Source organism: Pseudomonas koreensis (assembly GCF_025447595.1).
GTDB classification, from domain to species: Bacteria; Pseudomonadota; Gammaproteobacteria; order Pseudomonadales; family Pseudomonadaceae; genus Aquipseudomonas; species Aquipseudomonas koreensis_H.
This window is the reverse complement of sequence record NZ_JAOEJU010000018.1, coordinates 68,551-94,942: the sequence shown is the minus strand read 5'-3', so window position 1 is coordinate 94,942 and position 26,392 is coordinate 68,551. Positions and strand designations below refer to the sequence as shown.

The window sequence follows — 26,392 nt, the reverse complement described above, 5'->3', positions numbered from 1 at the left end:
TGAGGAAAATTTGTGATCAACACGAAAAGGTTGAGTTTGTCTCATGTTGCCATGACTGTCGACAATGGCGCCATCTTTTACGCAATGGAGAACACTCGACATGGCCGTGGCCCACACCCTTGGTTTCCCGCGCATCGGCGCCGACCGCGAACTGAAAAAAGCCCTCGAAGCCTGTTGGAAAGGTGATCTCGATCAGGCCGCTTTGAATCAGGTCGGTCGCGAGCTGCGCGCCAGACACTGGCAACTGCAGAAGGACGCCGGCATCGACTTGCTGCCGGTCGGCGACTTCGCCTGGTACGACCAGGTGCTGACCCACTCGCTGACCTTCGGTGTGATCCCCGAGCGCTTCGACGGTGTGCGTGACGAGCGCGGCCTGCCGACCCTCGACACGCTGTTTGCCATGGCCCGTGGCGCCACGTCGTCCTGCTGCGGTGGTGAGCACGGCAAAACTCAGTACGCACAAGAGCTGACTAAGTGGTTCGACACCAACTACCACTACCTGGTCCCGGAATTCAGCGCAGACCAGCAATTCAAGCTGAGCTGGGAACAGCTGTTCGATGAAGTCGAAGAAGCCAAAGCCCTCGGTCACAACGTCAAACCGGTGATCATCGGCCCGCTGACTTATCTGTGGCTGGGCAAGGCGAAAGGCAACGACTTCGACAAACTCGATCTGCTTGAGCGCCTGCTGCCGGTGTACAACGAAATCCTCGGTCGCCTCGCCGCACAGGGCGTGGAGTGGGTGCAGATCGACGAGCCGATCCTCACGCTCGACCTGCCGCAAGCCTGGAAAAACGCCTTCGAGCGCGCCTATCACATCCTTCAGTACTCGCCGCTGAAAAAACTGGTGGCTACTTATTTCAGCGGCCTGCAAGACAACCTCGGCCTGGCCGTCGGCCTGCCGGTGCAAGGCCTGCACATCGACGCCGTGCGTGCGCCGGATCAACTCGGTCAGGTGCTGGATCGTCTGCCGACCTACAAGATTCTTTCGGTCGGTCTGGTCAACGGGCGCAACGTCTGGCGCTGCGAACTGGAGCAGGCGCTGGCACAACTGCAACCGGCGCAGGAGCGCTTTGGCGATAACCTGTGGGTCAGCAGTTCCTGCTCGTTGCTGCACAGTCCGGTGGATGTCGAGCGTGAAGACAAGCTCGATCCGGAACTGAAAAGCTGGCTGGCATTTGCCGTGCAGAAGTGCAGCGAAATCTCGGTTTTGCGTGATGCGCTGAACGATCCGCAAACGCCGAAAGTGCAAAGCGCACTGGCTGAAAGCCGCGCGATTCAAGAGAGCCGCGCCCGCTCGCCGCGTATTCACAAAGCCGCCGTGCAGGCGCGGATCGAGGCGATCAACGCCAACGACAGCCAACGCCATTCTCCGTTCGCCAAGCGCATCGCCGCGCAACAGGCGCGTCTGAAATTGCCGACGTTCCCGACCACCACCATTGGTTCGTTCCCGCAGACCGGTTCGATTCGCCTGGCCCGTCAGGCGTTCAAGCAGGGCAAGCTGTCGGCCAACGATTATCACGATGCCATGCGCAGCGAAATCCGCCACGCGGTACAGGTGCAGGAACGTCTGGGCCTTGATGTATTGGTGCACGGTGAAGCTGAACGCAACGACATGGTCGAGTACTTCGCCGAGCAGCTCGACGGCTACCTGTTCACCCGCTTCGGCTGGGTTCAGAGCTACGGTTCCCGCTGTGTGAAACCGGCGGTGATTTATGGCGATCTGTCCCGTCCGGAGGCCATGACCTTGGACTGGATCACCTACGCCCAGAGTCTGACCGACAAGGTCATGAAAGGCATGCTGACCGGCCCTGTGACCATGCTGATGTGGTCGTTCCCCCGTGAAGACGTGTCGCGCAAAGTCCAGGCGCAACAACTGGCGCTGGCCCTGCGTGACGAAGTGGTCGATCTGGAAAACGCCGGAATCAAAATCGTGCAGATCGACGAAGCGGCGTTCCGCGAAGGCCTGCCGCTGCGCCGTGCGCAATGGCAGGAATACCTCGATTGGGCCGTGGAAGCGTTCCGCCTGACAGCGTCGGGCGTGAAGGACGAAACCCAGATTCACACCCACATGTGCTACAGCGAATTCAACGACGTGATCAAGGCGATCGCCGATATGGACGCCGACGTGATCACCATCGAAACCTCACGTTCGGACATGGAACTGCTGGAGGCTTTCGAAGCGTTCGACTACCCGAACGATATCGGTCCGGGCGTCTACGACATCCACTCGCCGCGCGTGCCGGACACCGCCGAGATGGTCAAGTTGATGAGCAAAGCCGTGAAGCGCATTCCGGCGCAGCGGCTGTGGGTCAACCCCGATTGCGGCCTAAAGACCCGCGCATGGCCGGAGACCGAAGCGGCGCTGGTCAACATGGTTGCGGCTGCAAGGCAATTGCGCAGTCAGTTGGCTTGAGCGTTGCCGTCGCGATTTGACGCAACAGCAGGGGGAGCGGTCTGGACCGCTCCCCCTTTTCGTTTTTACAGATTTTCGAAATGAGTCAGTACCGACGAGCGTTTGCCGATGTCGGCATGAGGCAGTGAGGGATCGTTTGCGTGGGTCAAGGATCGATGTTCGGGCAGTTTCAAATGGGCCTTTTCGAAATCGTGAAAACCGGGCGTTGCCCTCGTGTAGTGGAAGTGGGCATACCACAGCAATCGTGGCGGTGCCTGGGTCAGGTCGTGGATCTCGTATTCCTGCAGATAGTCGATGCGGCCGTCCTTGCGCTTTCCGAGGTTTTTCAGCGGCTGGACCTTGCGCAGATTCACGGCGTTTTGTCCGATCAGGTCATCGAGCATGCCATCGGTAGGGTTCTTGCTGATCAGTGACTGACGGGTGCGCATCTGTCGCCCGAGGATCCTGAGTTCGACGGCTTTGCCACGCAGCAGGGCGAGAATCGGGTTCTGTGCATCGATCTGCTCTATCCCCTGTGCCCGGCGAATCATTTCGTCTGCTTCGCTGACCATCATGTGCTCCAGATCGACAGGGAGCATGCCTTGTCTGGCATGGATGTCCACCTTGACCTGGTAAGCCGGCAGACGCTCCAGTCGTGTACTCGCATCTGCCACCAGGGATCGCAGATCCGTTTTCACGGGTGACGAAGGTCGGGCCCGGGAGTTCACCAGACGGTACTTGCCGTTGCCGGCCTGCTCCCAGATTTCTTCGGCGCCGCCCTTGCCGGTCAAATGATAGCGGCGTGTCTGAGTCGTCGATTCCCAATGTTCAACGCCAATCAACAACTGATTGTCTTCGGTGGTGAAGATCTTTTTGTTGGTTTGGCCGGTTGGCGAAGGGACATTCGGCAACTCAAGGGTTCTGCGTGCCCGCTCGGCCATTTTCTCGATACCCTCCATCAGGGAGGGCACATCATCCATGTGAAAGTGTTGGGAGTAGCTGGCTGTCCACGCGGTCATCGCTCGACGAAACTGTGCGTAAGTGTCGAGGCAGTCCTGCAATATCTGATTGCGTTGCGGGCGGGTAGCGCTCGTCTCGGGAAGGCAGAATTGCGTGTACAACGCGCGATCCATTCTGTCCCGCAGTTGTCGGGCCTGGTTGTGCAGAAAGTGCAGAGAGACTTCGTCGAGATGGTCGACACGCTGGACGATTTCCAGCTGGCTGCCGATTTTCAGATAGAGCAATTTCGGCTCGCTGAGACGTTTGTTCATAGCCTCGACCTCAACCCGGATATTGGCCTTGTCCTTGGGAAGGCTGATGCGTTCGTACCAATGGTTGAGGTCGCGCATCAACCCTTCGATCGCTTCGATTTGCTGCATCATTTCCACCCGTAATCCGCGGACCTGCCTATGGGCGGACACACGCTCGACCAGCCGGTCTGCAGGCAGTTCGTCCAGACGCTCGATAAGCGCATCTATACGGTCCAGCAAAGGACTTACCCGGGATGTGGCGTGGTGGACGCGCAGTTGAAGGCGGTCAGTGACTTTCCAGGCGTCCAGGCTCATGCATTCATTCAACTTTCGTCGTTTGTTGCCATGGGTCAGGGGGAGCAGTTCGACCAGTATCCGGTAACGCCTGCTGGCCATTTCGATGTCACCGATGCAGGCCGCTTCGGCGGCTGGTCTCAAGGCCGGTTGCTGGTCCACGGGAGCGTTGCTGTAGCGGTTGATGACGGCGCAACTTTCGGTGAAGCGGGCGTCTATTTGTCGAGCCAGATCATCGGCGGCGTCAGTCAACTGATGCTGACGGCGAAAGACCCGGTCCCCCCACCAGCGTGGCAACCGTTGACGAATTGACATGGGCCAGACGGGGTCCAGCACGTCGGCCAGATGTCCGAATACATTGCCGCCACCTGCGCCGCCGCCGTCGAATGTGGTTCCGTAAACCCCAAAGTGCGTATCCCAGTTGCCTGTTTCATCCAGGGCAACCGGCTGTTTGTAGGTTTTCTGTGAGTTGCCGCTCAGGCGCCATCCCCGTGAGTCCTTGCTCAGTTCAACCTGATAGATGCGTCCCTGACGAACGATGAAGTCGCCGTCCGCATGCCGGTAAACGTTGCGAAAAAGACCGGCGCTGGCGGGTTGCAGGCCGCTCAGGAAGATCGGTTGGGCGCACTCGTAGCCATCGAAGCGTTTTCCGATCTGGTTCAATCTTCTGGCGTCGGATGATTGCAATGCGCCGGAGCCCGTCATCGTCCGGCGCAACTGACGGCTATTCGTCAGGGACCGGACACGACCGGCTGCGCCGGCCCCGGCTCCCGCTCCGGCGGCGGGCAAGATGTCCATCAGCGCTTCGATCAGCGCCAACAGCAATGACTCGATTTCGGCCAGACCGTCGCCCACGTGCCCTCGCATAAAAGCGGTCACGGCCTGATTGGCGCTGGTCCAGGCGTCATACAGACCAATGGCGGTGCCGACAAAAGGTACAAGACCCAAGGCCATTTTGATGTAGTTCATCGTACGCGGTCCGCTGAGGGCGTAGCGCTCCAGATACAACGCATCGTTGGAGCGCGAGTTGCCGCGATGGGCTTCGATCAGTCGGCCCATATCGGCATCGAGCAAGTGAGCAGCCAGTGAAGTGGTTGCCGGCCAGCGCTCGCCGATGCCGATCATGGCGTCGAAGTGCCTGAGCACAGCCTGACTGATCCGGTATCGGTGGCTGCGCATGTTGCCCAGCAAAGCACGACCGGCCAGGTAGCTGACCCATTTGTCCTGGGCGCACAGGTTGAACAGCGCCTTGCGTGCCGCCTCCAGACTGTCATGGCGGCGCAGACACCGGTTGTCGGGGCTGTCGGGAAGGTACAGCAGGGTCGTGCCGCTGGCCTGTTCGTGGATCAAGCACACTCCGGACAGAGTCACCGGGCCTTCGTTTGGCGTGTCCTTGCCGCCTGCGCTGAGGAAGACCGGCAGCAGCGCGACACGTTTGTGCCCCGAGTGCCAGGCGTGTGGCGTGTCGGCATCAATGGCGATGTTGAAAATGTGCAGGTCTTGCGCGTTGATCTGTTTCTGCAGCCGGGCACATTCGCCTTGCAATCTGAGCATCACCCGCCAGGGTTCGAGCAGGCATTCGCGACGATGCTGGTTGACGTAAGGCAGGTCATCGTTCGAGCCCATGAACACTTGGCGAATAAGGGTTTCGTAGGCTTCGGGCAGGTCAAGATCCGGCAGGGTCTTGCTCAGATAACTTTTGGTGATGCCGGCGGTCAGGGCCTGGCGTTCTTTCTCGTCGGTGGCCGTCACCTCCAGTTTCATGAAACCCAGACGCAGCAACAGCGGCTCGAGGCTCATGGATGGGGTGTTGTCGATGTTGAGCTGGACAAGGTCTTCGAGAGACATCGTGCTGCGTGCTGCGCTCGGTACCAGTTGGAGCTTCTGTGGTGTGCCGGGCGCGCCGGGAGCGTTGACTGTGTGCTTTTGCATCGCCACCGAGTCAGGCAAATCGACTCTTACGGTGAAATTCCCGATGACCGAAAAATCCCTGCGTAGCCGTGCATACAAGTGCTTGCGGGTGAACTCGTCACGAGGCGGCAAGGCAATTTCCATCAGCCGGTGACTACGTTGCATGGCCTTGATGTAAAACCCGATCAACGATCCGAGCCCGTTACGATCGTTGTCGGACAGGCTGCTCAGCCAGTCCGGCAAGCCGGAAGCCAGGCGGGCGTTTGTATTTTGCTGCCTGAGTTCGGCGATCGCCCGATGCCGGGCGGCGCTGACGGGGACTTGCAGGGTCGAGCGATACTGTTGGTTCAGCGTTTCCAGGTGCTCGGCACGCTGCGCTGATTGCGCCTCCCCAGCGTACTGCCGGCGTATCGTGCCGGCTCGCTCTTCGAATTCGCGGGTTACCTGATTCAAGGCATATTGCAGAGGGTCGCCGCTGATTTTCTTCAGTTGCAAGGTCAGTAACGGATCCTGCTCCTGAATCTTGAACAGTTCACGTTCCAGCTCACGCCGGTTGTCGAACCGTCGCAGTCCGCCACCTGTGCCGGGCCAGTACAGCAACAGAGTGTCTGGCGCGTTCGGCTCAGAAAGAACCCGAGGATGGGTGATGACCAGCGGCCCGTTGAGTGTTTGTCGGTCGCGGGTGATCAGTGAGTCTTTTCGCTGATGCATCGACAGTTCTATTTCGGCCGCGCACAGCGTGGTGTCATGGGGGGCCGAGTAATCCAGTGCCGTCTTCAGGTCCTGGAACTGCTCCTCGCTCAGTTGCTTGAGTTCTTTTTGAAGTTCGGCTTCGGCGAGCAGGCCTGTTTTATGCGCACGATGAAGTTCGGTGAACGCACGGTTGAAGGTGACGGTATCCAGCGCCCGTTCACGGTATACCAGTGCTTGGGCGGCCATATCCGCGGCGTGCTCTGCATCCTCCATACGCTGGAAATGCTCATCGAGCATTTTCTGCCCTTCATCTCCGGTTTCATTCAACCTGCCATGCAGAGCGTTGCGCTGCCCCTCCATTGCCGACTGACGCACCGGCCAGGGTATGTCTGCGAACAGGGCACCGAACAGAGATGGCTCGTCATCCTCGTCTATTGCTGTCGATTCTGACGAGGCGGGTGGTGGAGCCGCCACTCCACACCTACTGTGCTGTCTATCCACAAGATCAGCCGGATCCAGTGCCTGCTCACCCCACCCGGCAAGCCCCGACCGATCGAACGAAGCGAGGCGCAAGGCGTCGATCCGGGCGTGTTGCATCCGGTTCAGCACTTCGGTCATGCCAGTCGAAAAAGGCAGGGCCCCGGCACTGTATTCGAAGGGTATCGCGCAGGTCGTCAATGCCTGTGGAACCAGCGCCTGGTCGCACAACCATGCCTCCATTTCACTGCGGTTGACGAAGGCCTGCAACGGCACTGGTTGATCGGGCAAATACAGCAATTGCCGTCCGGACTGTCGGTCGCCATCACTCATCACCCAGGTACCGGGAAAACCGGTCCGGCAGCTGTCGTCCGGCATCCGTTCCAGGCGCTCGCAATGTATCGGTTGGTCATCCGGACGCGGATCAGCAGATGAACTGTCCATGAGTCGCCACAATGGCCGTAGCTGGTCGGCGGTCAGCGTGCGCTGTGCCAGTGCTGCCTGAGCCGTCGCCTCCAGGTGCGAGTGGTACAACTGGCCGGCGTGTTCGCGGCGCGAAACCGGCGTGCCGGGCGAGCGGGCATCCCAATACGAGCTCCAGCGCCGGGTCAGTTCCTTTTCCGGATCAAGGGCCTTGATCCGGGCAAGCAGTTGCAGCGGTGTAAGACCGGCCAATGAGTGTCGACTGCCCAGGCCGGATACACGACAGGGGCGGTCGAGCGCTGTGTCCAGTCGGGATTGTCGATAGATGAACGCACAGACTGGCGCGAAGCCGACAAATTGCTCGGCGTGCTGATCCGAGGCAATAAACATCAGGCCTGACCCCGGCTCGCCCAGATCGAGTTCGCGCTCCAGCAAATCGGTCAGCGAAGCACGGGTGGACGGCACGCCGGCGAACAGTTCGCGCAAACCATCGCTTGCGCTTTGCCAACGCTCAAGAGCGCTGTGCAGCAGGGCACTGTCAACGTTCGCCGGCAAGGGCAGCGAAGCAGGCCAGACTTGCGGCGCAGGCACTGCATGATCGGTAAATATACTTTGGGGCATGGTCAAGAGGCTCCAGATGGGGAGCGGCAGATCCACTCCCTGTAACGAGCCATTGAAAGAAAGCGCCCCGTAGCTGTGGTGTTACAGGGTTATCGCCGACGGCAATGACCGCTCGGCACTCTTCATCAAACTGTCATCGAACTGTGGCAGCGCGCTTGAACAAACTTCATCAGACTCGCGCTCTACTGGGGTTCTGCGTTTCGGTGTTTTTCATGTTCAAGGGATTTTTTGCAATCGCGGCGTTGTTGGCCGCGGTTTTTTTCGGCCAGGCAACTCTGGCGGCATCGCGTTGCGATGTGAACGTGCCGACCGAACGGGTCGATCTGCAACAGGTGAGCCTCGCTTACCAGAGCATCGGCCGGGCGTCGGATCCGGCGTTGTTGCTGGTGATGGGGCTGGGTGGGCAGTTGATCCACTGGCCGGATGAAGTGGTGGTTGCGCTGTGTCAGCAGGGCTTTCGGGTGATCCGTTATGACAACCGCGATGTCGGCCTGTCGACCTGGCGTCAGGCGCCGGTGGAAGCCAACCTGACCTTTGAAGTGCTGCGCTACAAACTTGGCCTGCCGGTGGCGGCGCCTTACAGCTTGACCGACATGGCCGACGATGCGCTGGGCCTGATGGACGCATTGCACGTCGAGCGATTCCACGTACTTGGCGCGAGCATGGGCGGGATGATCGCCCAGCACATGGCGGCGATGGCGCCGCAGCGGGTCGAAAGTCTGACGCTGATCATGACCAGCTCCGGTGCCGAAGGGCTGCCGGCGCCGAGCGCGGCGCTGGTGCAATTGTTGTCACGGCGTGGCGCCCCCAATCGCCAGATCGCGTTGGAGCAACAGGCTGATCTGCTGGCGGCGCTGGGCAGTCCGACGGTCACTGATGATCGTCAGATGTTGCTGCATCAGGCGGCGCTGTCCTACGACCGTGCGTTCAATCCGGAAGGCGTGAAGCGCCAGATCATGGCAATCCTCGCCGAGCCAAGCCGGGTGGCGTTGCTCAATCAACTGCGTGTCCCGACGCTGGTGGTGCATGGCACGGCGGATCCGTTGCTGCCGGTAATGCACGGCGTGCACCTCGCGGCGCACATTCGTGGCAGTCAGCTGCGGTTGATTCCGGGGCTGGCGCACCGTTTTCAGGAAGCGTTCAAGGAGCCGTTGCTGGCGGCGGTGTTGCCGTATTTGCGCGAGCATCGCGAAGACACTTCGCACTGGGCGCAGATCGAACCGGTGGCGGAACACAACCTGCTTTGATTCAGGCGTGTAGCCGCACCCACACCGACACCAGCACCGTCGCTGCCATCAGCCACGCAACCGCCGCGACTGCCAGCGAAGCCTCCAGGCGCATGCGGTCGACCATCACGTAAAGCGTCGCCAGATAGACGAAGTACGGAATGATCGACCACATGCCGAAGACGATGGTGGTTTTCAGGTCGTCGATCGAGCGGCCCTTGCCGACGATGTAGTGGGCGATCAGGGCGAAGGTCGGGAACAGCGGCACAAGCCCTGCGATGTAGTAGTTTTTGGTCTTGGCCAGCATGGCGAGGATCACCACCACTGCCGCACCGAGCATTGCCTTGAAAATCAGATCCACATCGTTCTCGCTTAATGGCTCAGGCCGTATTTTTTCACTTTGTCGAACAGCGTGGTCTTGGCCATGCCCAGCTCCAGGCTGGCCTGGGTCAGGTTGCCGCCGCTGCGTTGCAGGGCATCGCTGAGCAGGTTGCGCTCGAACGCTTCCACCGCTTCGGCGAACGCCAGGCTCTGGCCTGCGTTACCCGCGCCGGTTTTCTTGAACGCCGGCAAACCGAGGGCAAAACGCTCGGCGACGTTGCGCAGTTCGCGCACGTTGCCCGGCCAGTCGTGGCTCATCAGGCTCGACAGGGTCTGGTTGTCGAGCTCCGGCAGCGCGCGGTCGAAGCGCAGGGCCGACTGCTGGGTGAAGTGTTCGAACAATTGCAGGATGTCTTCGCGGCGCTCGCGCAGGGGCGGCAGTTCCAGCGTCACCACGTTGAGGCGGTAGTACAAGTCGCTGCGGAATTCCCCGGCCTTGCTCGATTCGTCGAGGTCGGACTTGGTGGCCGCAATCACCCGGCAATCCACCGCCACGCTCTGGTTCGAGCCGAGGCGTTCGAGGGTGCGTTCCTGCAATACCCGCAGCAGTTTGATCTGCAACGGCAGGGGCATGCTTTCCACTTCGTCGAGGAACAGCGTGCCGCCGTCGGCGTGTTCGATCTTGCCGATCCGCCGTTTGCCAGCGCCGGTAAAGGCGTTGGCTTCGTGGCCGAAGATTTCGCTTTCGAACAGGTTTTCCGGCAGGCCACCGCAGTTCAGCGCGACGAACTGTTTGGTATGGCGGCGGCTGAAATCATGCAGGCACCGGGCGACCAGTTCCTTGCCGGTGCCGGTCTCGCCTTCGATCAGCACGTTGGCCGAGGTGTCGGCAACGTTGGCGATCAGTTCGCGCAGGTTCTGCATGGCCGGCGAGCGCCCGATGATCCGCCCTTCAAGGGAGTCGCGTTCGGCCAGTTGCCGGCGCAGGGAGGAGACTTCGCGATTCAGGCTGCGTTGCTCCAGCGCGCGGCGGGCCACGTCCACCAGACGCTCGGGGGAGAACGGTTTTTCCATGAAGTCGTAGGCGCCTTTCTGCATCGCGCCGACGGCCATGGAAATGTCGCCGTGACCGGTGATCAGCACCACCGGCAGACTACGGTCGCGTTGCTTGAGGCGGGTCAGCAGTTCCAGACCGTCGATGCCGGGCAGGCGAATGTCACTGATGACGATGCCGGCGAAGTTGTCGCCGACCTGCTCCAGCGCCTCTTCGGCACTGCCCACGCCGATGCAGGGGATATCTTCCAGGGTCAGCGCCTGCTGGCAACCGAGCAGCACATGGGGATCGTCTTCGACGATCAGCACACTAAGGTCGTTGTTCATATTGGCTCGGCAGGAATAGGGCTTACCAACGGTAAACTGAGGACGAAGGTGGTACCACCGCTGGCCGGGTGTTCGACACCCAGATGCCCGCCGGTGGCGGCGGCGAGGCTGGCCGACAGGGTCAGGCCGAGGCCCAGGCCCTGTTCGCCGGGCTTGGTGGTGAAGAACGGTTCGAACAGGTGCTTGCGCGCTTCGGCGTCGATGCCGTGACCGTTGTCGCGTACACGCAGGCGATATTTGCCGTTGAATTCCTCACCCTCCAGCCACAGTTCAGGCAGCGGTTGCGCCTGCATGGCGTCGAGGGCATTGCCGATCAGGTTGACCAGAATCTGTTCCAGTCGCGTCTGGTCGATTTGTACCTGCACATCCTCGAAATGACGATGCAGTTGCAGGGAGGCACTTTCCACACGGGTACCGAGCACCTGCAGGGCGGCATCTACGGCCTTGCCGAGGCTGGCGCGGCCCTTGTCGTCACCGCGCCGGGCAAAGGAGCGCAGGCTGGCGGTAATCCGGCCCATGCGGTCAATCAGGTCGTTGATGGTCTTGAGGTTGGTGCTGGCGACGTCGAGCTGGCCCCGTTCGAGGAAGCGCACCGTATTGCCCGATAACGTGCGCATCGCCGCCAGCGGCTGGTTCAATTCGTGGGCGATGCTGGTGGACATCTGGCCGATGGCCGCGAGTTTGCCGGCCTGCACCAGTTCGTCTTGGGCGCGGCGCAACGTCTCTTCGGCCTGACGCCGTTCGCGGATCTGGCTCTTGAGCCGGTCGTTGCTGGCGCGCAGGTCGGCGGTACGTTCGGTAATCCGACGCTCCAGCTGATTGTTGGCTTCCTGCAAGGCTTCCCGGGCCGCGAGGCGGGTGGCGATGACCTTGCGGCGTTCGTTCCAGGCAATCAGCAGGAACGCCACCAGTGCAAAGGCGATGGCTACCAGAATCCCCTGATTGATCGCTTCGCGCCGCAGATCCTGCAACGGCGTGAGCAGGGTGAAATTCCACGGGGTATCGCTCAGCGGCCGTGTTTGCGCCAGGTAGCTGATGTTTTCCTGATCGCCATCCTGTTGGCTCGGGACTTCGCTATTGGCCGGGAAAGTGAGTTTTTCCACGCCTTCGGACAGGGTTTCCCGGGCCAGCGGTTGCAGCTCATTGAGCGGGAACCAGTAGTACTGCAGGCTGCGGGCGAGTTTTTCCTTGATCTCGTCGCTCAACGGCACGACCGATTTCAGGCGTCGGGCCGGATCGCTGGAGAGAATGATGATGCCGTTTTCATCGCTGACGAACGCTTCGAGACGTGCCCGCTGCCAGCGTTCTTCCATGGCTTCCAGGCGTACCTTGACCACCGCGACGCCGATGATCTTGCCGTGTTCTTCGAGGCCGTGGGCCAGGTAATAGCCGGGCTCGCCGTTGGTACTGCCGATCCCGTAGAAACGGCCGGGCTGGCCGCGGATGGCGTTCTGGAAGTAGGCGCGGAATGAAAGGTCTTCACCGAGATAACTGTCGACGTCGCGCCAGTTGCTGGTGGCCATGACGCGGCCGGTGGTGTCCATGACGTAGATGGCCCGACTGCGGCTGCGCCGGTTCAGGCCTTCAAGGTAATCGTTGACCGTTTGCCGGTGTTCCGGGGTAGGGTCTTCCAGCAACTGCGAAACGCTCGATTCGAGTTCCAGCAGGCTGGGCAGGTAGGTGTATTTGCTGATTTCGCTTTCGACCGCGCGGGCGTGCAGTTCCAGCTGGCGCTGGCCGTTTTCGCCGAGGCTTCGGATGCCGAAATGTTCACTGGTCCAGAAGCCGATGTAACCCAGTCCGATCATCAGGGCGATGACCAGCGGCGGCAGGAGCAGGTGGCGGATCAGACGGGGTTTCACGGCAAGTGATGGCGTGGTTGCGCGATAGAGATTGGGGTCGCATTTCATCACAGTTGCCTTGGGTCAACCACAACACAAATCTACAGACGTCCATCAACCATTGTGGGAGCGAGCTTGCTCGCGAAAGCGGTAGATCAACCAACTTGAAGGTTGAATGTACTGGCCTCTTCGCGAGCAAGCTCGCTCCCACAGTGGGGGGCGGCGCCTGCTTGATCAGTGCTGCAGGATTTTCTCGAGGAAATGCTGCGCGCGTTCGGAGCGCTGGCTGATGTCGCCAAAGAACTCTTCTTTCTTGCAGTCTTCGATGATCTTGCCGGCGTCCATGAAGATCACGCGGTCGGCCACTTTGCGGGCGAAGCCCATTTCGTGGGTCACGCACATCATGGTCATGCCTTCGTGGGCCAGTTGCACCATCACGTCGAGCACTTCGTTGACCATTTCCGGGTCCAGCGCCGAGGTCGGTTCGTCGAACAGCATGACGATCGGGTCCATCGCCAGCGCACGGGCGATCGCCACACGCTGTTGCTGTCCGCCGGACAGTTGGCCCGGATGCTTGTGGGCGTGAGCCGAGAGGCCGACGCGCTCGAGTAGTTGCAGGCCTTTCTTGGTTGCTTCTTCCTTGCTGCGGCCCAGCACCTTGATCTGCGCGATGGTCAGGTTTTCGGTGATGGTCAGGTGCGGGAACAGTTCGAAATGCTGGAACACCATGCCGACGCGCGAGCGCAGTTTCGGCAGGTTGGTCTTCGGATCGGCAATCGATGTGCCGTCGACCACGATGTCGCCTTTCTGGAACGGCTCCAGCGCGTTGACGCACTTGATCAGGGTCGACTTGCCCGAACCCGACGGGCCGCAGACCACGATCACTTCACCCTTTTTGACCTCGGTGCTGCAATCGGTCAGCACCTGGAAGTCCCCATACCACTTGTTGATGTTCTTGATAGAGATCATACGGCGAACCTTTTTTGCAGACGCTTGACCAGCTGCGAGGCGGCAAAGCTGATGATGAAGTAGACGACACCGGCAAAGATCAGGAACTCATTGGAGCGTCCGATGATGTCGCCGCTGGAGCGGGCGGAGTTGAGGAAGTCCACCAGGCCCACGGTGTAGACCAGCGAGGTGTCCTGGAACAGGATTATGCTCTGCTGCAGCAGCAGCGGGGTCATCTTGCGGAACGCCTGAGGCAGGATGATCAGGCGCATCATCTGGCCGTAGGTCATGCCCAGTGCCTGCGCCGCGCCCATCTGGCCCTTCGGAATCGACTGCACGCCGGCCCGGACGATTTCGCAGAAGTACGCCGCTTCGAACATCATGAAGGCCACGATGCACGAGGTGAATGCGCCGATCGGGGTGTCTTCGCCGGTGATCCAGCGCAGCACGAACGGCACTGCCAGATAGAACCAGGTGATCACCAGCAGCAGCGGGATCGAACGGAAATAGTTGACGTAGGCGCCGGCGAGGTTCGACAGCAGTTTGTTGTGGGACAGACGGCACAACGCGAGGATGGTGCCGAGGATGATCCCGCCGACCACGCCCAGCGCCATCAGCTTGAGGGTCATCAGCATGCCGTTCCACAGACCGGGAATGGCCGGGACGATGCCACTGAAATCGAATTCCATCATTTACCCCCCACGGAGATCAGGCCGGGCACGGAGACTTTCTTCTCGACCATGCGCATCAGCAGCATCAGGCTCATGTTCAGGGTGAAATAGATCAGGGTCGCCAGGGTGAAGGCTTCAAACAGGTTGGCCGAGAATTCGGCGGTCTGTTTGGTTTGCGCCAGCAGCTCCATCAGACCGATCAGGGACGCCACGGAGGAGTTCTTGAACACGTTCAGGAATTCCGAGGTGAGCGGCGGAATGATGATCCGGTAGGCCTGGGGCAGCAGCACGTTCCAGTAGATCTGCGGCAGCTTGAAACCCATGGCGCGGGCGGCGGATTCCTGGCCGCGCGGCAGCGCCTGGATACCGGTGCGAACCTGTTCGCAGACCCGGGCGGCGGTGAACAGGCCCAGGCACACGACAACGCTCAGGTAGGCCGAGGTGGTCGGGTTCAGATCCTGCTTGTACCACTCTTGCAGATCCGGTGGCAGCAGGTCCGGCACCAGGAAGTACCAGATGAACAGCTGAACCAGCAGCGGCACGTTGCGGAACAGTTCGACGTAGCAGGTCGCGATGCCCGACACGATGCGGTTCGGCACGGTGCGCATGATGCCCAGCAGCGAGCCCAGCAGCAGGGCGATGATCCAGGCCACGACGGCGATGGCGATGGTCCAGCCCAGGCCGGAGATGAACCAGTCGAGATAAGTCTCGCTGCCCACGCCGGTGGACTTGAAGAACACGCCCCAGTCCCAGTTGTAATTCATTAGGGTCTCCCCTCGATTCGATCGATGTACAAGTGCCCGCCTGGGGAAGATCCTTTCCCGTCTGACGTTGAACGTCAGGCACACGCGATCGGCTCGAAAACCACCAGGTCGAGTGTTCCAGTTGAAGCCAGCAGGTATTAACTGTCGCCCGAGGGAGGATTGGCCCCCTCAGGTGACAAGGTTAGATCAGTGTCAGATTTTTACGTCTGGCGCAGGCTTGTCGCTCGGATTGGCGATCAGCTCTTTAACCTTTTCGCTCATCGGGAAGTTCAGGTTCAGACCCTTAGGCGGGATCGGGCTTTCGAACCACTTGCTGTAGATCTTGTTGATCTCGCCGGACTTGTAGAGCGCGACGATGGCGTCGTCTACAGCCTTCTTGAAGGCCGGGTCGTCTTTGCGAACCATGCACGCGTAGGCTTCAAAGGACTGTGGAGTACCGGTGATGACCCAGTCGTCCGGCTTTTTGGCCTTGGCTTCTTCGCCGGCCAGCAGGGCGTCGTCCATCATGAAGGCGACGGCGCGGCCGCTCTCCAGCATCTGGAAGGATTCGCCATGGTCCTTGGCAGAGATGACGTTCATGCCCATCTGCTTGTCGGCGTTCATCGCCTTGATGATGCGCTCGGAGGTGGTACCGGCGGTGGTCACGACGTTCTTGCCTTTCAGATCGGCAAAGTCGTTGTAGGACGGCTTGCCTTCCTTGTCTTTCTTGACCAGCAGGCGGGTGCCGATTTCGAAAATGTTGACGGTGAAGTCGACTTGCTGGGCGCGTTCGGCGTTATTGGTGGTGGAGCCACACTCGATATCCACGGTGCCGTTCTGCACCAGAGGAATACGGGTTTGCGAGGTGACCAGGTTGTACTTGGCGTTCAGGTCAGGCTTGTTCAGGTCTTTTTTCAGGGCTTCGACGATAGCGACCTGAATGTCGTGGGAGTAGCCCACGGGTTTGCCCGAAGCATCGGCGATGTAGGAGAAGGGAATGGAGCTGTCACGATGCCCGAGGGTGATGGTGCCCGAGTCGTTGATCTTCTTAAGGGTGCCGGTGAGTTCGGCAGCGAAAACTGGTGTGCTGATCAGAGCGGCAGCAATGGCTGCGCCCAGGATATGGGGAACGATGCGCATCAAATTTTCCTCGACATTGTTTTTTTTATGGAGCCGGTTGAGCGGGCCCTTTGTACTTCGAATGCCTGACGGCTCCTGTCGTGCTGGCGCAACAGGCATTCGTCGAAGGAGTGTAGAGCATGAGTCGTGCCAGACCAGTTGGAACAAGTTAACTGATTGATTTAATTGGTGATTAAAGTTTTGTGATGGTGTTTTTTTGCGTTTCTGATCCGGTTATCCGAATCGACTGACAGGTCGCGTTCGGGAAACCGAACGTTATGCGGCGCCCCCTTGTTTCGGCCTGAATGCAGAAAGCCCCTGAATCTCTCGATCCAGGGGCTTTCTGTTTTACGGGCGGATCGATCAGGCCGCTTCGATCTTGCTGCGGTTCTGCTCGACCTGGTTCAGGTAAGCCGCCAGTTTTTCCTGCTCGGCCGGGGTGGTGAACAGCCCCAGTTTGCTGCGGCGCCACAGGATGTCATGTGCCGTGGTGGCCCATTCTTCGGTGCACAGGTAGTCGACTTCACGGGTGTAGAGCCCGCCGCCGATGTGTTCGCCCATTTCGGCCAGGGTGTCGACGCCTTCGAGCATGCGCCAGGTGCGGCTGCCGTAGGTGGTGGCCCAGCGGCGGGCGATTTCGCTCGGTACCCAGTCGAACTTGTCGCGGATCAGCGCGCTCAGGGCCTGTGGCGTGGTCATGTCCTCGCCGCCGGGCAGGGTGGCGGTGGCCGTCCAGCTCGGGCGCATCTGGGTGAAGTACGGCATCAACTGCGCCATCGCCGACTCGGCGAGTTTGCGGTAGGTGGTCAGCTTGCCGCCGAATACCGACAGCAGTGGCGCTTCTTCGGTGCTGCCGGACAGCGCCAGGGTGTAGTCGCGGGTCACGGCCGAAGGGTTGTCGGATTCGTCGTTGCACAGCGGACGTACGCCCGAGTAGGTGTGCAGGATGTCGTCACGGCTGATCTGCTTCTTGAAGTGGGCGTTGACCACTTTGAGCAGGTAATCGGTTTCGCCGTCGGTGATCGCCACTTTGGCCGGGTCGCCGGTGTACTCGCGGTCGGTGGTGCCGATCAGGGTCAGGTTGTTCAGGTACGGAATGGTGAAAACGATGCGCTGATCTTCGTTTTGCAGGATATGCGCGTGATCGCCTTCGTACAGCTTCGGCACGATGATGTGGCTGCCCTGGATCAGACGGATGCCGTACGGCGACTCCATCTTCAGGTCGTCACGGATGAACTTGGCGACCCAAGGGCCGGCGGCGTTTACCAGCGCTTTGGCGGTGATCGAAAACGGGCTGCCGTCCGCACGCTCCAGATTCAGGTGCCACAGGCCCTTGGCGCGGCGGGCGCTGACGCAACGGGTCTGGGTGTGAATGTGTGCACCTTTTTCACGGGCGGCCATGGCGTTCAGAACCACGAGGCGGGCGTCGTCGACCCAGCAGTCGGAGTATTCGAAGCCTTTGCTGATTTCGCTTTTCAGTGCGCTGTCGGCGCCGAACTTCAGGCTTCTGGAACCTGCGAGTTTTTCGCGCTTGCCGAGGTGGTCATAAAGGAACAGGCCCGCACGGATCATCCACGCCGGACGCAGGTGCGGGCGGTGCGGCAGCACGAAACGCATTGGCTTGACGATGTGCGGGGCCTTGGCCAGCAGCACTTCGCGTTCGGCCAGAGCTTCGCGCACCAGACGGAACTCATAATGTTCGAGGTAGCGCAGGCCACCGTGGATCAGCTTGCTGCTGGCCGACGAGGTGTGGCTGGCCAGGTCGTCCTTTTCGCAAAGGAACACCGAAAGACCGCGACCGGCGGCATCCGTTGCGATCCCCACGCCATTGATCCCGCCGCCGATGACGGCGATGTCGTAGATCTCTGAGATAGGGGGCGTACGCAAGGTAGATGTGGACATCGGCTGGCCTCGGGCTCTTTTGATTTTCTGTCTTGGAAATCGAACATGAATGTTCATTTGCGAAAATGGTAGCCCATAAAGACGCGCACAGCCAGTCGACTTCGATTGAAAAAACTCATCAAAGGGCCGAGAAAGGAAAATATTCGAACATGAAATGCGCGTCAGCGCGGATCAGGGCGCCTATGAGATCGCCTTCGCGGGCAAGCCCGCTCCCACAGGACTTTCGTCGTTCACAGAACTGATGAACGCAACAGGCACTGTGGGAGCGGGCTTGCCCGCGAAGGCGCCAGTACAGGCGCTGAGGATGTAAGGAGGAGTTAAACGACTTCCAGGCGAATCTTGTGCTGGCTCAGCAGTTGCGCCAGGGCCGGCACCGGCTGCTGATCGGTGACCAGGCAATCGATCAGGCTGATCGGGCCGAGGCGGATCATCGCGTTTCGGCCGAACTTGCTGGAGTCCGCCGCCAGGATCACCTGCCGGGCATTGGCGATGATCGCCTGGGACACCCGCACTTCCTGGTAATCGAAGTCGAGCAGGCTGCCGTCTTCGTCGATGCCGCTGATGCCCACCAGCGCAAAGTCGACCTTGAACTGGTTGATGAAGTCCACGCTTGCCTGACCCACCACGCCGCCGTCGCGACGCACGTTGCCACCGGTCAGCAGCACATCGAAATCATCCTTGGCACTGAGCATCGAAGCGACGTGCAAGTTATTGGTGATGATCTTCAGATGGCTGTGATTGAGCAGGGCGCGGGCAATCGATTCGGTGGTGGTACCGATGTTGATGAACAGCGAGGCGTGATCGGGAATCTGCGCGGCGATAGCTTCACCGATGCGTTGCTTTTCATCGCGCATCTGATCGGCGCGCATCGCGTAGGCGGTGTTTTCGACGCTGGAATCATAGGCGGCGCCGCCGTGGTAGCGACGCAGCAGATTGGCTTCCGCCAGCTGATTGATATCGCGGCGGATGGTTTGCGGGGTAACAACGAACAGCGTGGCCATTTCCTCGATGCTCACATAGCCGCGTTCGCGGACCAGCTCGAGGATTTGCTGCTGACGGGGAGGCAGATTCATGGGGCTTCCTTTGGGCTGCCGTGCAAAATTTGCCCATGATGCCGCAGGAATCCGCTCCCTACCAGTTACATACGGATACGAGTCCGGTTCGTGGCTTATTCGGCGTCTTCACGTTCCCAGTCACGGGTACGGCTGACGGCTTTTTTCCAGCCTTTATAGAGCTTCTCTTTTGCCGCTTCGTCCAGGCTCGGTTCGAACTCGCGCTCGATCACGGCCTTGCCGCGCAACTCTTCCAGGCTGCCCCAGAAACCGCACGCCAGGCCGGCCAGATAAGCTGCACCGAGCGCTGTGGTTTCGCGCATTTTCGGACGCTCGACCTGGGTGCCGAGGATGTCGGCCTGGAACTGCATGAGGAAGTTGTTCGCGACTGCGCCGCCGTCCACGCGCAGGGCCTTGAGGCGTTCGCCGGAGTCCTGTTGCATGGCGTCGAGGACGTCGCGGGTCTGATAGGCGATCGATTCCAGCGCAGCGCGGATGATGTGATCCACACGTACGCCACGGGTCAGGCCGAACAGGGCGCCACGGGCATACGGGTCCCAGTAGGGAGCGCCGAGGCCGGTGAAGGCTGGCACCAGATAGACGCCGTTGCTGTCCTTCACTTTATTGGCGAAGTATTCGGTGTCGTGGGCGTCGTTGACGATTTTCAGTTCATCACGCAGCCACTGCACGGTCGAACCGCCGTTGAATACCGCGCCTTCCAGGGCGTAAGCCACTTCGCCGCGTGGGCCGCAAGCGATGGTGGTGAGCATGCCGTGCTGGGATTTCACCGCTTTGTCGCCGGTGTTCATGAGCAGGAAGCAGCCGGTGCCGTAAGTGTTTTTCGCCTGGCCCGGCTCGACGCACATCTGGCCGAACAGTGCAGCCTGCTGGTCGCCGGCGATACCGCCGATGGCGATGCCGCTTTTGGTACGACCGTAGATTTCCGAGGAGGCTTTGACTTCCGGCAGCATTTCGCGCGGGATGTCGAGGATCTCCAGCATCTTCGCGTCCCACTCCAGGGTGTGGATGTTGAAGAGCATGGTGCGCGAGGCGTTGGTGTAGTCGGTGACGTGCACCTTGCCGCCGGTGAATTTCCAGATCAGCCAGCTGTCGACGGTGCCGAACAGCAGTTCGCCATTGCGCGCGCGCTCACGGCTGCCTTCAACGTTGTCGAGGATCCACTTCAGTTTGGTGCCGGAGAAGTACGGGTCGGTGACCAGGCCCGTGGTATCGCGGATGTAGTCTTCATGACCGTCGCGCTTGAGCTGCTGGCAGATCTCGGTGCTGCGGCGGCATTGCCAGACGATCGCGTTGTACACCGGACGGCCGGTGGTCTTGTCCCAGACCACGGTGGTTTCACGCTGGTTGGTGATGCCGATGGCAGCGACCTGATCGTGATGCAGACCGGCCTGCGCCAGCGCTTCGACCATCACCGCGCTCTGGGTGGCGAAGATTTCCATCGGATCGTGTTCGACCCAACCGGCTTGCGGGTAATGCTGGGCGAATTCGCGTTGTGCGGTGCAGACCACGTTCGCGTCGCGGTCGAAAATGATCGCGCGGGAGCTGGTCGTACCCTGATCGAGGGCAATGATGTAGTTCTTATTCTGAATGTCGGTCATGTCGATTGCCTTGGACGAAATAAGGGAGAGTGGGCCGTGGCGCGGGCTCTAAAGGGCAGGAGCCCGCGCCGACTGTTTCAAGAAGTTCTTGGTTTGCCGTCAATGGCCGGTTCTGCATCCTTTGTAGCAGGTGTGGCGCCGGTCAGGTGGCGGGCAATCAGCCCGCGATACCCGGCGGCGCCGAGGCAGGCACCGACAATCGGTGCAAAAATCGGAATCAGGAAGTACGGGATTTCACGTGCGCCGGTGAAGGAAATTTCACCCCAGCCGGCGAAGAAAGTCATCAGTTTCGGACCGAAGTCCCGGGCCGGGTTCATCGCGAAACCGGTCAGCGGGCCCATCGAGCTGCCGATCACGGCAATCAGCAGGCCGATCAGCAGCGGCGCCAGCGGGCCTTTCGGCAGGCCGTTGTTGTCGTCGGTCAGGGACATGATCACGCCCATCAGGATCGCGGTGATGATCACCTCGACCAGGAACGCCTGTGCAGTCGACAGCGCAGGGTTCGGGAAAGTGGAGAACACTGACGCCAGTTCGAGGCTGGCTTCAGTGCCACGAACCATATGGTGAGTTTGTTCGAAATCGAAGAACAGATTGCTGTACAGCGTGTAAACCAACAGCGCGCCGCAAAAGGCACCGGCAATCTGGGAAAGAATGTAGAACGGCAATTTGCGCTTTTCGAAATCGGCAAAAATGCTCAGCGCGATACTGACGGCGGGGTTCAGATGCGCACCGGAAACGCCGGCGGTGAGGTAGATCGCCATGCTCACGCCGACGCCCCAGATGATGCTGATTTCCCACAGGCCGAAGCTGGCGCCCGCGACCTTGAGCGCGGCGACACAACCCGTACCGAAAAAGATCAGGAGTGCAGTACCCAGAAATTCGGCCAGGCACTGGCTCGAGAGCGAAGGTTGCTGTAACGCAGTTGTCATTGAAAACCTCGGTTTTTGTTGTTGTCTGGCGCATTGCCGACAGGGCAAGGCGCGATTTTCGCCGAGGCAGGATCCCCATCCTGTTCCCGGTTTACTGCTGGGTGCTGCGATGACGATAATTCTTACATTATTCAGATTCGAAAAAATATAGACAAGAAACAAACCTGTCAAAGGTCGAAAGTGAACCGTCAGTCACAAATAAACTATCAGTCACGTGAATGATCCTGCGGGTCACCCGTCTCGCACGATTGTTATCGGCCTGCAAACCCCGGGAAACGTGGCGCGTGGTAGAGCCTTTTGCACAGCGATGGCCTAAAATCCGCCGCAGGATTTTTTGCCACCGCCGATCCCGGAGCTACCATGACCCCAGCGTTGGACTTGTTGAAAAAGGTTCGTGCCGAACATCGCGTGCACAGTTACGAACATGATCCCAAAGCCGCGTCCTACGGGCTGGAGGCTGCGGAAAAACTGGGGCTCGATCCGGCGCAGGTGTTCAAGACGCTGCTGGCGGCCAGCGAGAAGGGTGAGTTGCTGGTGGCCGTGGTGCCGGTCGTCGGAAGTCTCGACCTGAAGGGGCTTGCCCACGCTGCCGGAGTGAAAAAAGTAGAAATGGCCGACCCGGCCGCCGCCCAACGTTCCACCGGTTACCTGTTGGGTGGTATCAGTCCGCTGGGGCAGAAAAAACGCCTGCGTACCTTCATCGATAGCTCGGCCCAGCCTTTTGCGACCATTTATGTCAGTGCCGGTCGGCGCGGGCTGGAAGTGGAACTGGCGCCGGCGGTATTGGCGGAACATACCCAGGCGAAATTTGCCGACATCGGTCGCGCTTGACATCTGTATGAAGAAAATTGGCCGGCACTGTCACTGGCGCTGATCCGGCCCACGCTGCATGCTCGTTCGACTGACACAGGGAGAAGGTTATGCAGCTCGAGTTTCATCAGGTCGACGCGTTCAGTGATCGGCCGTTCAGTGGCAATCCGGCGATGGTCTATCGGCTCGATGCGTGGCTCGCGGACGAGCTGATGCAGAAAATCGCCGCCGAGCACAATCTGGCGGAAACCGCGTTTCTGGTGCGCGAAGGGCAGGCGTGGCACATCCGCTGGTTCACGCCGACCACCGAGGTGCCGCTGTGTGGTCACGCGACCCTGGCCAGCGCCTATGTGCTGTTCGAGATCTATAAGGAAACGGCCGAGCGTCTGGACTTCACCTGCAAGTCCGGGCCGTTGAGCGTCAGCCGCGAAGGTGGCCGGTTGTGGCTCGATTTCCCGGCCATCGAAGCGGTGGAGAAGGGCGTCACCGTGGAGATCGAGCGGGCGCTGAATGTTCAAGCGGTGGACGTCCTGAGTTCCAACGAGTTGTTCGTGGTGCTGGAGTCGGAGCAGGCGGTGCTTGATTGCCAGCCGGACATGGTCGCCCTCGCCAAACTGCCGTGGTTGGGTGCGATCGTCACCGCCCGGGGCAATCAGCATGACTTCGTCTCACGCTATTTCGCTCCGGCTATCGGCATCAATGAAGACCCGGTGACCGGTTCGACCCATTGCAGCCTGATTCCCTACTGGTCGAAACGTCTGGGCAAGTCGAGCCTCACTGCATGCCAGCGTTCGGCGCGGGGCGGGGAGCTATTCTGTCGGCTGGAAGGTGAGCGGGTGAAGATCGGCGGCAATGCGACGCTGGTGGCCAGCGGCACATTGATGCTGGGCTGAAGCCAAAAAAATAAGGGAGCCATCAGGCTCCCTCATTGTTTGTCTGCAGATCAGTGCGCGGTGCTGTAACGGCGAACACCGTTCTCCACCGCCGGAATCTGCGCAGCGGTGCTGCCGGATGCCTGGAACAACACCAGATGTTCCGCCGCCACACGAATCCCGACATCAGCACCCACCTGATGGTCGGCATGGCTCGGGAAGATCGATTCCAGCTGGGCGCCGGTCGGCAGTTGCAGGCGGTACAGGGTCGAGGCGCCGAGGAATGTCTTGCCGACGATCCGCGCTTTCAACCCGCTGTCCGGCGCGTAAACGATATCGTCCGGACGCAGCAACACATCCACCGCACCACCGATCGGCCAAGTGTAGGCGCGATTGCCGCGCAGTTCGCCAAGTTCTGTTTGTACCGACTCCGGGCTGCCGAGCTGGCCGCGGATGAAATAACCCTGACCGATGAAGCTGGCCACAAACGGGGTCGCCGGCTCGTGATAGAGGTTGTAGGGCGTGTCCCACTGCTCCAGCCGGCCTTCCTTGAACACGCCGACGTGATCGCTGACGGCGAAGGCTTCTTCCTGATCGTGAGTCACCAGAATCGCGCTGGTGCCACGAGCCTTGAGAATGTCCCGCACTTCATGGCTGAGCTTGCGGCGCAATTCGCCATCGAGGTTGGAGAACGGCTCGTCAAGCAGCAACAACTGCGGCTCCGGCGCCAGGGCGCGGGCGAGGGCGACACGTTGTTGCTGGCCGCCGGACAACTCGTGGGGGAAGCGTTTACCGAGGTTCTTCAGGTTGACCAGTTCCAGCAGCTCTTCGGTGACGCGCTCCTTGTTCGGGTGCTTGCGGATGCCGAAGGCGATGTTGTCCGCGACACTCAGGTGCGGGAACAGCGCGTAGTCCTGGAACACCATGCCGATCCGGCGTTTTTCCGGGGCGAGGGTGAAGCCGGCGCTGGAGATCACTTCACCGCCGAGAGAGATTTCCCCTTCGTGCACCGGTTCGAAACCGGCAATCGCGCGCAGGGTGGTGGTCTTGCCGCAGCCCGAGGAGCCGAGCAGGCAACCGATGTCGCCGGCGTTGAGGTGCAGATTGAGGTTCTGCACCACACGTTGATCTTGATAGCCGCAAGCGAGGTTGCGCAGGTTCAGCAGTAATTCATGGCTCATGCGTGGTGATATGCCGGTTCAACGAGGAACTCGAGCAGGGCCTTCTGTGCGTGGAGACGGTTTTCTGCCTGATCCCAGGCGACGGAGCGCGGGTCATCGAGCAGGTCGAGGCTGATTTCTTCGCCGCGGTGGGCGGGCAGACAGTGCAGGAATAACACGTCCTCGGCCGCGAGGTCGAGCAGGGCACGGGTGACCTGGTACGGCGCGAACAGTTTGAGGCGCTTGGCGGTTTCCTCTTCCTGGCCCATGGAGGTCCAGACGTCGGTGCTCACCAGATGCGCGCCGCGCACGGCGTCTTTCGGGTCGCGGACGATGGTCACGCGATCACCGGCCTTGGCCACGAACACAGGGTTTGGCTCATAGCCTTCCGGGCAGGCCACGCGCAACTGGAAGTCGAACTGGATCGCGGCTTCTATATAGCTGTTGCACATGTTGTTGCCGTCGCCGATCCAGGCCACGGTCTTGCCCTGGATCGAGCCGCGGTGCTCGAGGAAGGTCTGCATGTCGGCCAGCAACTGGCACGGGTGCAGGTCGTCGGACAGACCGTTGATCACCGGAACGCGGGAGTTGGCAGCGAACTCGGTCAGGGTGCTGTGGGCAAAGGTACGGATCATCACCGCGTCGAGCATGCTCGACATGACGATGGCGCAGTCGCCGATCGGCTCGCCACGGCCCAGTTGGGTGTCGCGCGGCGACAGGAAGATCGCTTGGCCGCCGAGCTGGATCATGCCGGCCTCGAAGGAGATCCGGGTACGGGTCGAGGATTTCTCGAAGATCATCCCCAGGACGCGGTTTTTCAGAGGCTCGAACAGTACGCCGCGGTTACGCAGGTCCTTGAGCTCAACGCCTCGACGGATCACGCTGACCAGCTCTTCGGGCGTGCAATCCATCAGGGAGAGAAAGTGCCTTGCGCTCATCATTGACTACCTTTTTGCTACAAACCGCAGATGCTCAAAGCCTTGTTTATCGGAACAACGGGCGAGACCTGCGGCGTAAGCCGCACGGGGGCGACGAAATAGGGGAAGGCGCGATATTGACACTAAATGTCGCGTTTTTCCAATAGGCTACGGTTTTTGCAGAAATGCGCCGGGGTGATAACAGTGCGAACACTGTGATTTCCGGTCAGTTTTCGAGAGGGCAGCGAGGCATTTGTACACTGGCCCCACCGGGCTTGGCAATCAGGCGCGGCAGGGATGGTGCAGCTCTGGTCGGTTTGCGACCCGTGAGCCAGCGGTTCGCTTGGTCGGATGCGCAGGTTGAAACATTTGCTAAAGCAAAGTGCTGGGTTATAAATAAACCACGAGCGACGCAGGAAGCCTCCGCATGGAATCGAAAGAAAAACTGTTAATGGAATTGCTGGGCCACACGGCACGCTCATTGACCCACCTCACCGCCTCGATGACCTCGATGTCCTTCGAACTGCTGCGCAGCGAAGACGACGTGGTCAAGGCCGCCAGCCGGCAGATGATCGACCGCATGGCGACCATCAGCGCCGGGCTCGACGAGCACTGGCGACTGATCGGCGAACTCACCGGCGTCCACGTCGCCCACGAGCAGATCGAGACCATCCAGGAAATCCAGCTGGCCGCACCGCCTCAGCTTCCGGCGAACTGACGTGTCTATCGGCGGGCCTGATGGCCGCCGATTCACAAGACGAACGTCGCTGGCGCTGCACCGGGTCGCGGGCCATAGTTTTGTTCCCGCAGGCGTGATTGCC

The 26,392-nt window shown here is 60.4% G+C and carries 19 protein-coding genes; 5 read left to right on the top strand and 14 right to left on the bottom strand.

The window, feature by feature from the left end:
* Positions 1-100: 100 nt before the first annotated feature.
* Positions 101-2,413: a 5-methyltetrahydropteroyltriglutamate--homocysteine S-methyltransferase gene (gene metE / locus N8H71_RS20660; RefSeq protein ID WP_262195454.1), complete on the top strand. Its 2,313-nt coding sequence runs from the start codon at positions 101-103 to the stop codon at positions 2,411-2,413.
* A gap of 65 nt (positions 2,414-2,478) precedes the next feature.
* Here metE and N8H71_RS20655 read toward each other — a convergent pair whose 3' ends face one another.
* Entirely contained in the window at positions 2,479-8,061 is a 5,583-nt protein-coding gene (locus N8H71_RS20655; protein ID WP_347710524.1) for a dermonecrotic toxin domain-containing protein, read from the bottom strand.
* Between the two features lie 212 nt (positions 8,062-8,273).
* On the opposite strand from N8H71_RS20655, the gene N8H71_RS20650 reads away from it, so the two are divergent.
* Positions 8,274-9,308: an alpha/beta fold hydrolase gene (locus N8H71_RS20650; RefSeq protein ID WP_262195452.1), complete on the top strand. Its 1,035-nt coding sequence runs from the start codon at positions 8,274-8,276 to the stop codon at positions 9,306-9,308.
* Position 9,309: 1 nt separating this feature from the next.
* Here N8H71_RS20650 and N8H71_RS20645 read toward each other — a convergent pair whose 3' ends face one another.
* From N8H71_RS20645 to N8H71_RS20595, 11 genes are all read right to left on the bottom strand, one after another.
* Positions 9,310-9,639, bottom strand: a complete 330-nt coding sequence (locus tag N8H71_RS20645) for a GlpM family protein (protein WP_162831789.1) — start codon at positions 9,637-9,639, stop codon at positions 9,310-9,312.
* A gap of 20 nt (positions 9,640-9,659) precedes the next feature.
* Complete coding sequence (locus N8H71_RS20640) at positions 9,660-10,988, bottom strand: sigma-54-dependent transcriptional regulator (RefSeq protein WP_262195450.1); 1,329 nt, start codon at positions 10,986-10,988, stop codon at positions 9,660-9,662.
* Positions 10,985-12,898: a sensor histidine kinase gene (locus N8H71_RS20635; protein WP_262195449.1), complete on the bottom strand. Its 1,914-nt coding sequence runs from the start codon at positions 12,896-12,898 to the stop codon at positions 10,985-10,987. The genes N8H71_RS20640 and N8H71_RS20635 overlap by 4 nt, the downstream gene beginning before the upstream one ends.
* 165 nt (positions 12,899-13,063) lie before the next feature.
* Positions 13,064-13,798 (bottom strand): amino acid ABC transporter ATP-binding protein, encoded by a 735-nt coding sequence (locus N8H71_RS20630; RefSeq protein WP_007953170.1) that lies wholly within the window; start codon positions 13,796-13,798, stop codon positions 13,064-13,066.
* The gene (locus N8H71_RS20625; protein ID WP_248742757.1) at positions 13,795-14,466 is read right to left on the bottom strand and encodes an amino acid ABC transporter permease; all 672 of its coding nucleotides are present in this window, start codon (positions 14,464-14,466) and stop codon (positions 13,795-13,797) included. Before N8H71_RS20625 ends, N8H71_RS20630 begins: the two co-directional genes overlap by 4 nt.
* Positions 14,466-15,212, bottom strand: coding sequence for an amino acid ABC transporter permease (locus N8H71_RS20620; RefSeq protein ID WP_262195447.1), 747 nt, complete (start codon positions 15,210-15,212; stop codon positions 14,466-14,468). Before N8H71_RS20620 ends, N8H71_RS20625 begins: the two co-directional genes overlap by 1 nt.
* Positions 15,213-15,404: 192 nt before the next feature.
* Complete coding sequence (locus tag N8H71_RS20615) at positions 15,405-16,331, bottom strand: glutamate/aspartate ABC transporter substrate-binding protein (RefSeq protein ID WP_085684520.1); 927 nt, start codon at positions 16,329-16,331, stop codon at positions 15,405-15,407.
* Between the two features lie 342 nt (positions 16,332-16,673).
* Positions 16,674-18,212 carry a glycerol-3-phosphate dehydrogenase gene (gene glpD, locus N8H71_RS20610; protein WP_262195446.1) on the bottom strand — a complete coding sequence of 513 codons (1,539 nt, stop codon included), beginning with the start codon at positions 18,210-18,212 and terminating at the stop codon, positions 16,674-16,676.
* A gap of 317 nt (positions 18,213-18,529) precedes the next feature.
* Positions 18,530-19,285, bottom strand: coding sequence for a DeoR/GlpR family transcriptional regulator (locus N8H71_RS20605; RefSeq protein ID WP_007953179.1), 756 nt, complete (start codon positions 19,283-19,285; stop codon positions 18,530-18,532).
* 95 nt (positions 19,286-19,380) lie between these two features.
* Positions 19,381-20,883: a glycerol kinase GlpK gene (gene glpK, locus N8H71_RS20600; RefSeq protein WP_039765827.1), complete on the bottom strand. Its 1,503-nt coding sequence runs from the start codon at positions 20,881-20,883 to the stop codon at positions 19,381-19,383.
* 77 nt (positions 20,884-20,960) lie between these two features.
* A complete protein-coding gene (locus N8H71_RS20595) occupies positions 20,961-21,812 on the bottom strand; it encodes an MIP/aquaporin family protein (protein WP_085684514.1) in 852 nt (283 codons plus the stop codon).
* Positions 21,813-22,172: 360 nt separating this feature from the next.
* Between N8H71_RS20595 and ybaK the strand changes: the two genes are divergently transcribed.
* The gene (gene ybaK, locus N8H71_RS20590; protein ID WP_262195442.1) at positions 22,173-22,643 is read left to right on the top strand and encodes a Cys-tRNA(Pro) deacylase; all 471 of its coding nucleotides are present in this window, start codon (positions 22,173-22,175) and stop codon (positions 22,641-22,643) included.
* An 89-nt stretch (positions 22,644-22,732) separates the two neighbouring features.
* A complete protein-coding gene (locus N8H71_RS20585; protein ID WP_007953185.1) occupies positions 22,733-23,515 on the top strand; it encodes a PhzF family phenazine biosynthesis protein in 783 nt (260 codons plus the stop codon).
* A gap of 50 nt (positions 23,516-23,565) precedes the next feature.
* On the opposite strand, the gene N8H71_RS20580 is transcribed toward N8H71_RS20585, so the two are convergent.
* Both N8H71_RS20580 and argF read right to left on the bottom strand, forming a co-directional pair.
* The gene (locus tag N8H71_RS20580) at positions 23,566-24,675 is read right to left on the bottom strand and encodes an ABC transporter ATP-binding protein (protein ID WP_179693896.1); all 1,110 of its coding nucleotides are present in this window, start codon (positions 24,673-24,675) and stop codon (positions 23,566-23,568) included.
* Positions 24,672-25,592, bottom strand: coding sequence for an ornithine carbamoyltransferase (gene argF, locus N8H71_RS20575; protein ID WP_262195440.1), 921 nt, complete (start codon positions 25,590-25,592; stop codon positions 24,672-24,674). The genes N8H71_RS20580 and argF overlap by 4 nt, the downstream gene beginning before the upstream one ends.
* A 406-nt stretch (positions 25,593-25,998) precedes the next feature.
* Here argF and N8H71_RS20570 point away from each other — a divergent pair, with 406 nt between their 5' ends.
* Entirely contained in the window at positions 25,999-26,289 is a 291-nt protein-coding gene (locus N8H71_RS20570; RefSeq protein ID WP_007963969.1) for a hypothetical protein, read from the top strand.
* The last annotated feature ends 103 nt before the right edge of the window (positions 26,290-26,392 follow it).

What these genes read in the sequence shown, in the direction of transcription:
- metE (WP_262195454.1), top strand. Translation starts at nt 101, where the DNA reads ATGGCCGTGGCCCACACCCTTGGTTTCCCGCGCATCGGCGCCGACCGC.
- N8H71_RS20655 (WP_347710524.1), bottom strand. Translation starts at nt 8,061, where the DNA reads ATGCCCCAAAGTATATTTACCGATCATGCAGTGCCTGCGCCGCAAGTC.
- N8H71_RS20650 (WP_262195452.1), top strand. Translation starts at nt 8,274, where the DNA reads ATGTTCAAGGGATTTTTTGCAATCGCGGCGTTGTTGGCCGCGGTTTTT.
- N8H71_RS20640 (WP_262195450.1), bottom strand. Translation starts at nt 10,988, where the DNA reads ATGAACAACGACCTTAGTGTGCTGATCGTCGAAGACGATCCCCATGTG.
- N8H71_RS20635 (WP_262195449.1), bottom strand. Translation starts at nt 12,898, where the DNA reads ATGAAATGCGACCCCAATCTCTATCGCGCAACCACGCCATCACTTGCC.
- N8H71_RS20630 (WP_007953170.1), bottom strand. Translation starts at nt 13,798, where the DNA reads ATGATCTCTATCAAGAACATCAACAAGTGGTATGGGGACTTCCAGGTG.
- N8H71_RS20625 (WP_248742757.1), bottom strand. Translation starts at nt 14,466, where the DNA reads ATGGAATTCGATTTCAGTGGCATCGTCCCGGCCATTCCCGGTCTGTGG.
- N8H71_RS20620 (WP_262195447.1), bottom strand. Translation starts at nt 15,212, where the DNA reads ATGAATTACAACTGGGACTGGGGCGTGTTCTTCAAGTCCACCGGCGTG.
- N8H71_RS20615 (WP_085684520.1), bottom strand. Translation starts at nt 16,331, where the DNA reads ATGCGCATCGTTCCCCATATCCTGGGCGCAGCCATTGCTGCCGCTCTG.
- glpD (WP_262195446.1), bottom strand. Translation starts at nt 18,212, where the DNA reads ATGTCCACATCTACCTTGCGTACGCCCCCTATCTCAGAGATCTACGAC.
- N8H71_RS20605 (WP_007953179.1), bottom strand. Translation starts at nt 19,285, where the DNA reads ATGAATCTGCCTCCCCGTCAGCAGCAAATCCTCGAGCTGGTCCGCGAA.
- glpK (WP_039765827.1), bottom strand. Translation starts at nt 20,883, where the DNA reads ATGACCGACATTCAGAATAAGAACTACATCATTGCCCTCGATCAGGGT.
- N8H71_RS20595 (WP_085684514.1), bottom strand. Translation starts at nt 21,812, where the DNA reads ATGACAACTGCGTTACAGCAACCTTCGCTCTCGAGCCAGTGCCTGGCC.
- ybaK (WP_262195442.1), top strand. Translation starts at nt 22,173, where the DNA reads ATGACCCCAGCGTTGGACTTGTTGAAAAAGGTTCGTGCCGAACATCGC.
- N8H71_RS20585 (WP_007953185.1), top strand. Translation starts at nt 22,733, where the DNA reads ATGCAGCTCGAGTTTCATCAGGTCGACGCGTTCAGTGATCGGCCGTTC.
- N8H71_RS20580 (WP_179693896.1), bottom strand. Translation starts at nt 24,675, where the DNA reads ATGAGCCATGAATTACTGCTGAACCTGCGCAACCTCGCTTGCGGCTAT.
- argF (WP_262195440.1), bottom strand. Translation starts at nt 25,592, where the DNA reads ATGAGCGCAAGGCACTTTCTCTCCCTGATGGATTGCACGCCCGAAGAG.
- N8H71_RS20570 (WP_007963969.1), top strand. Translation starts at nt 25,999, where the DNA reads ATGGAATCGAAAGAAAAACTGTTAATGGAATTGCTGGGCCACACGGCA.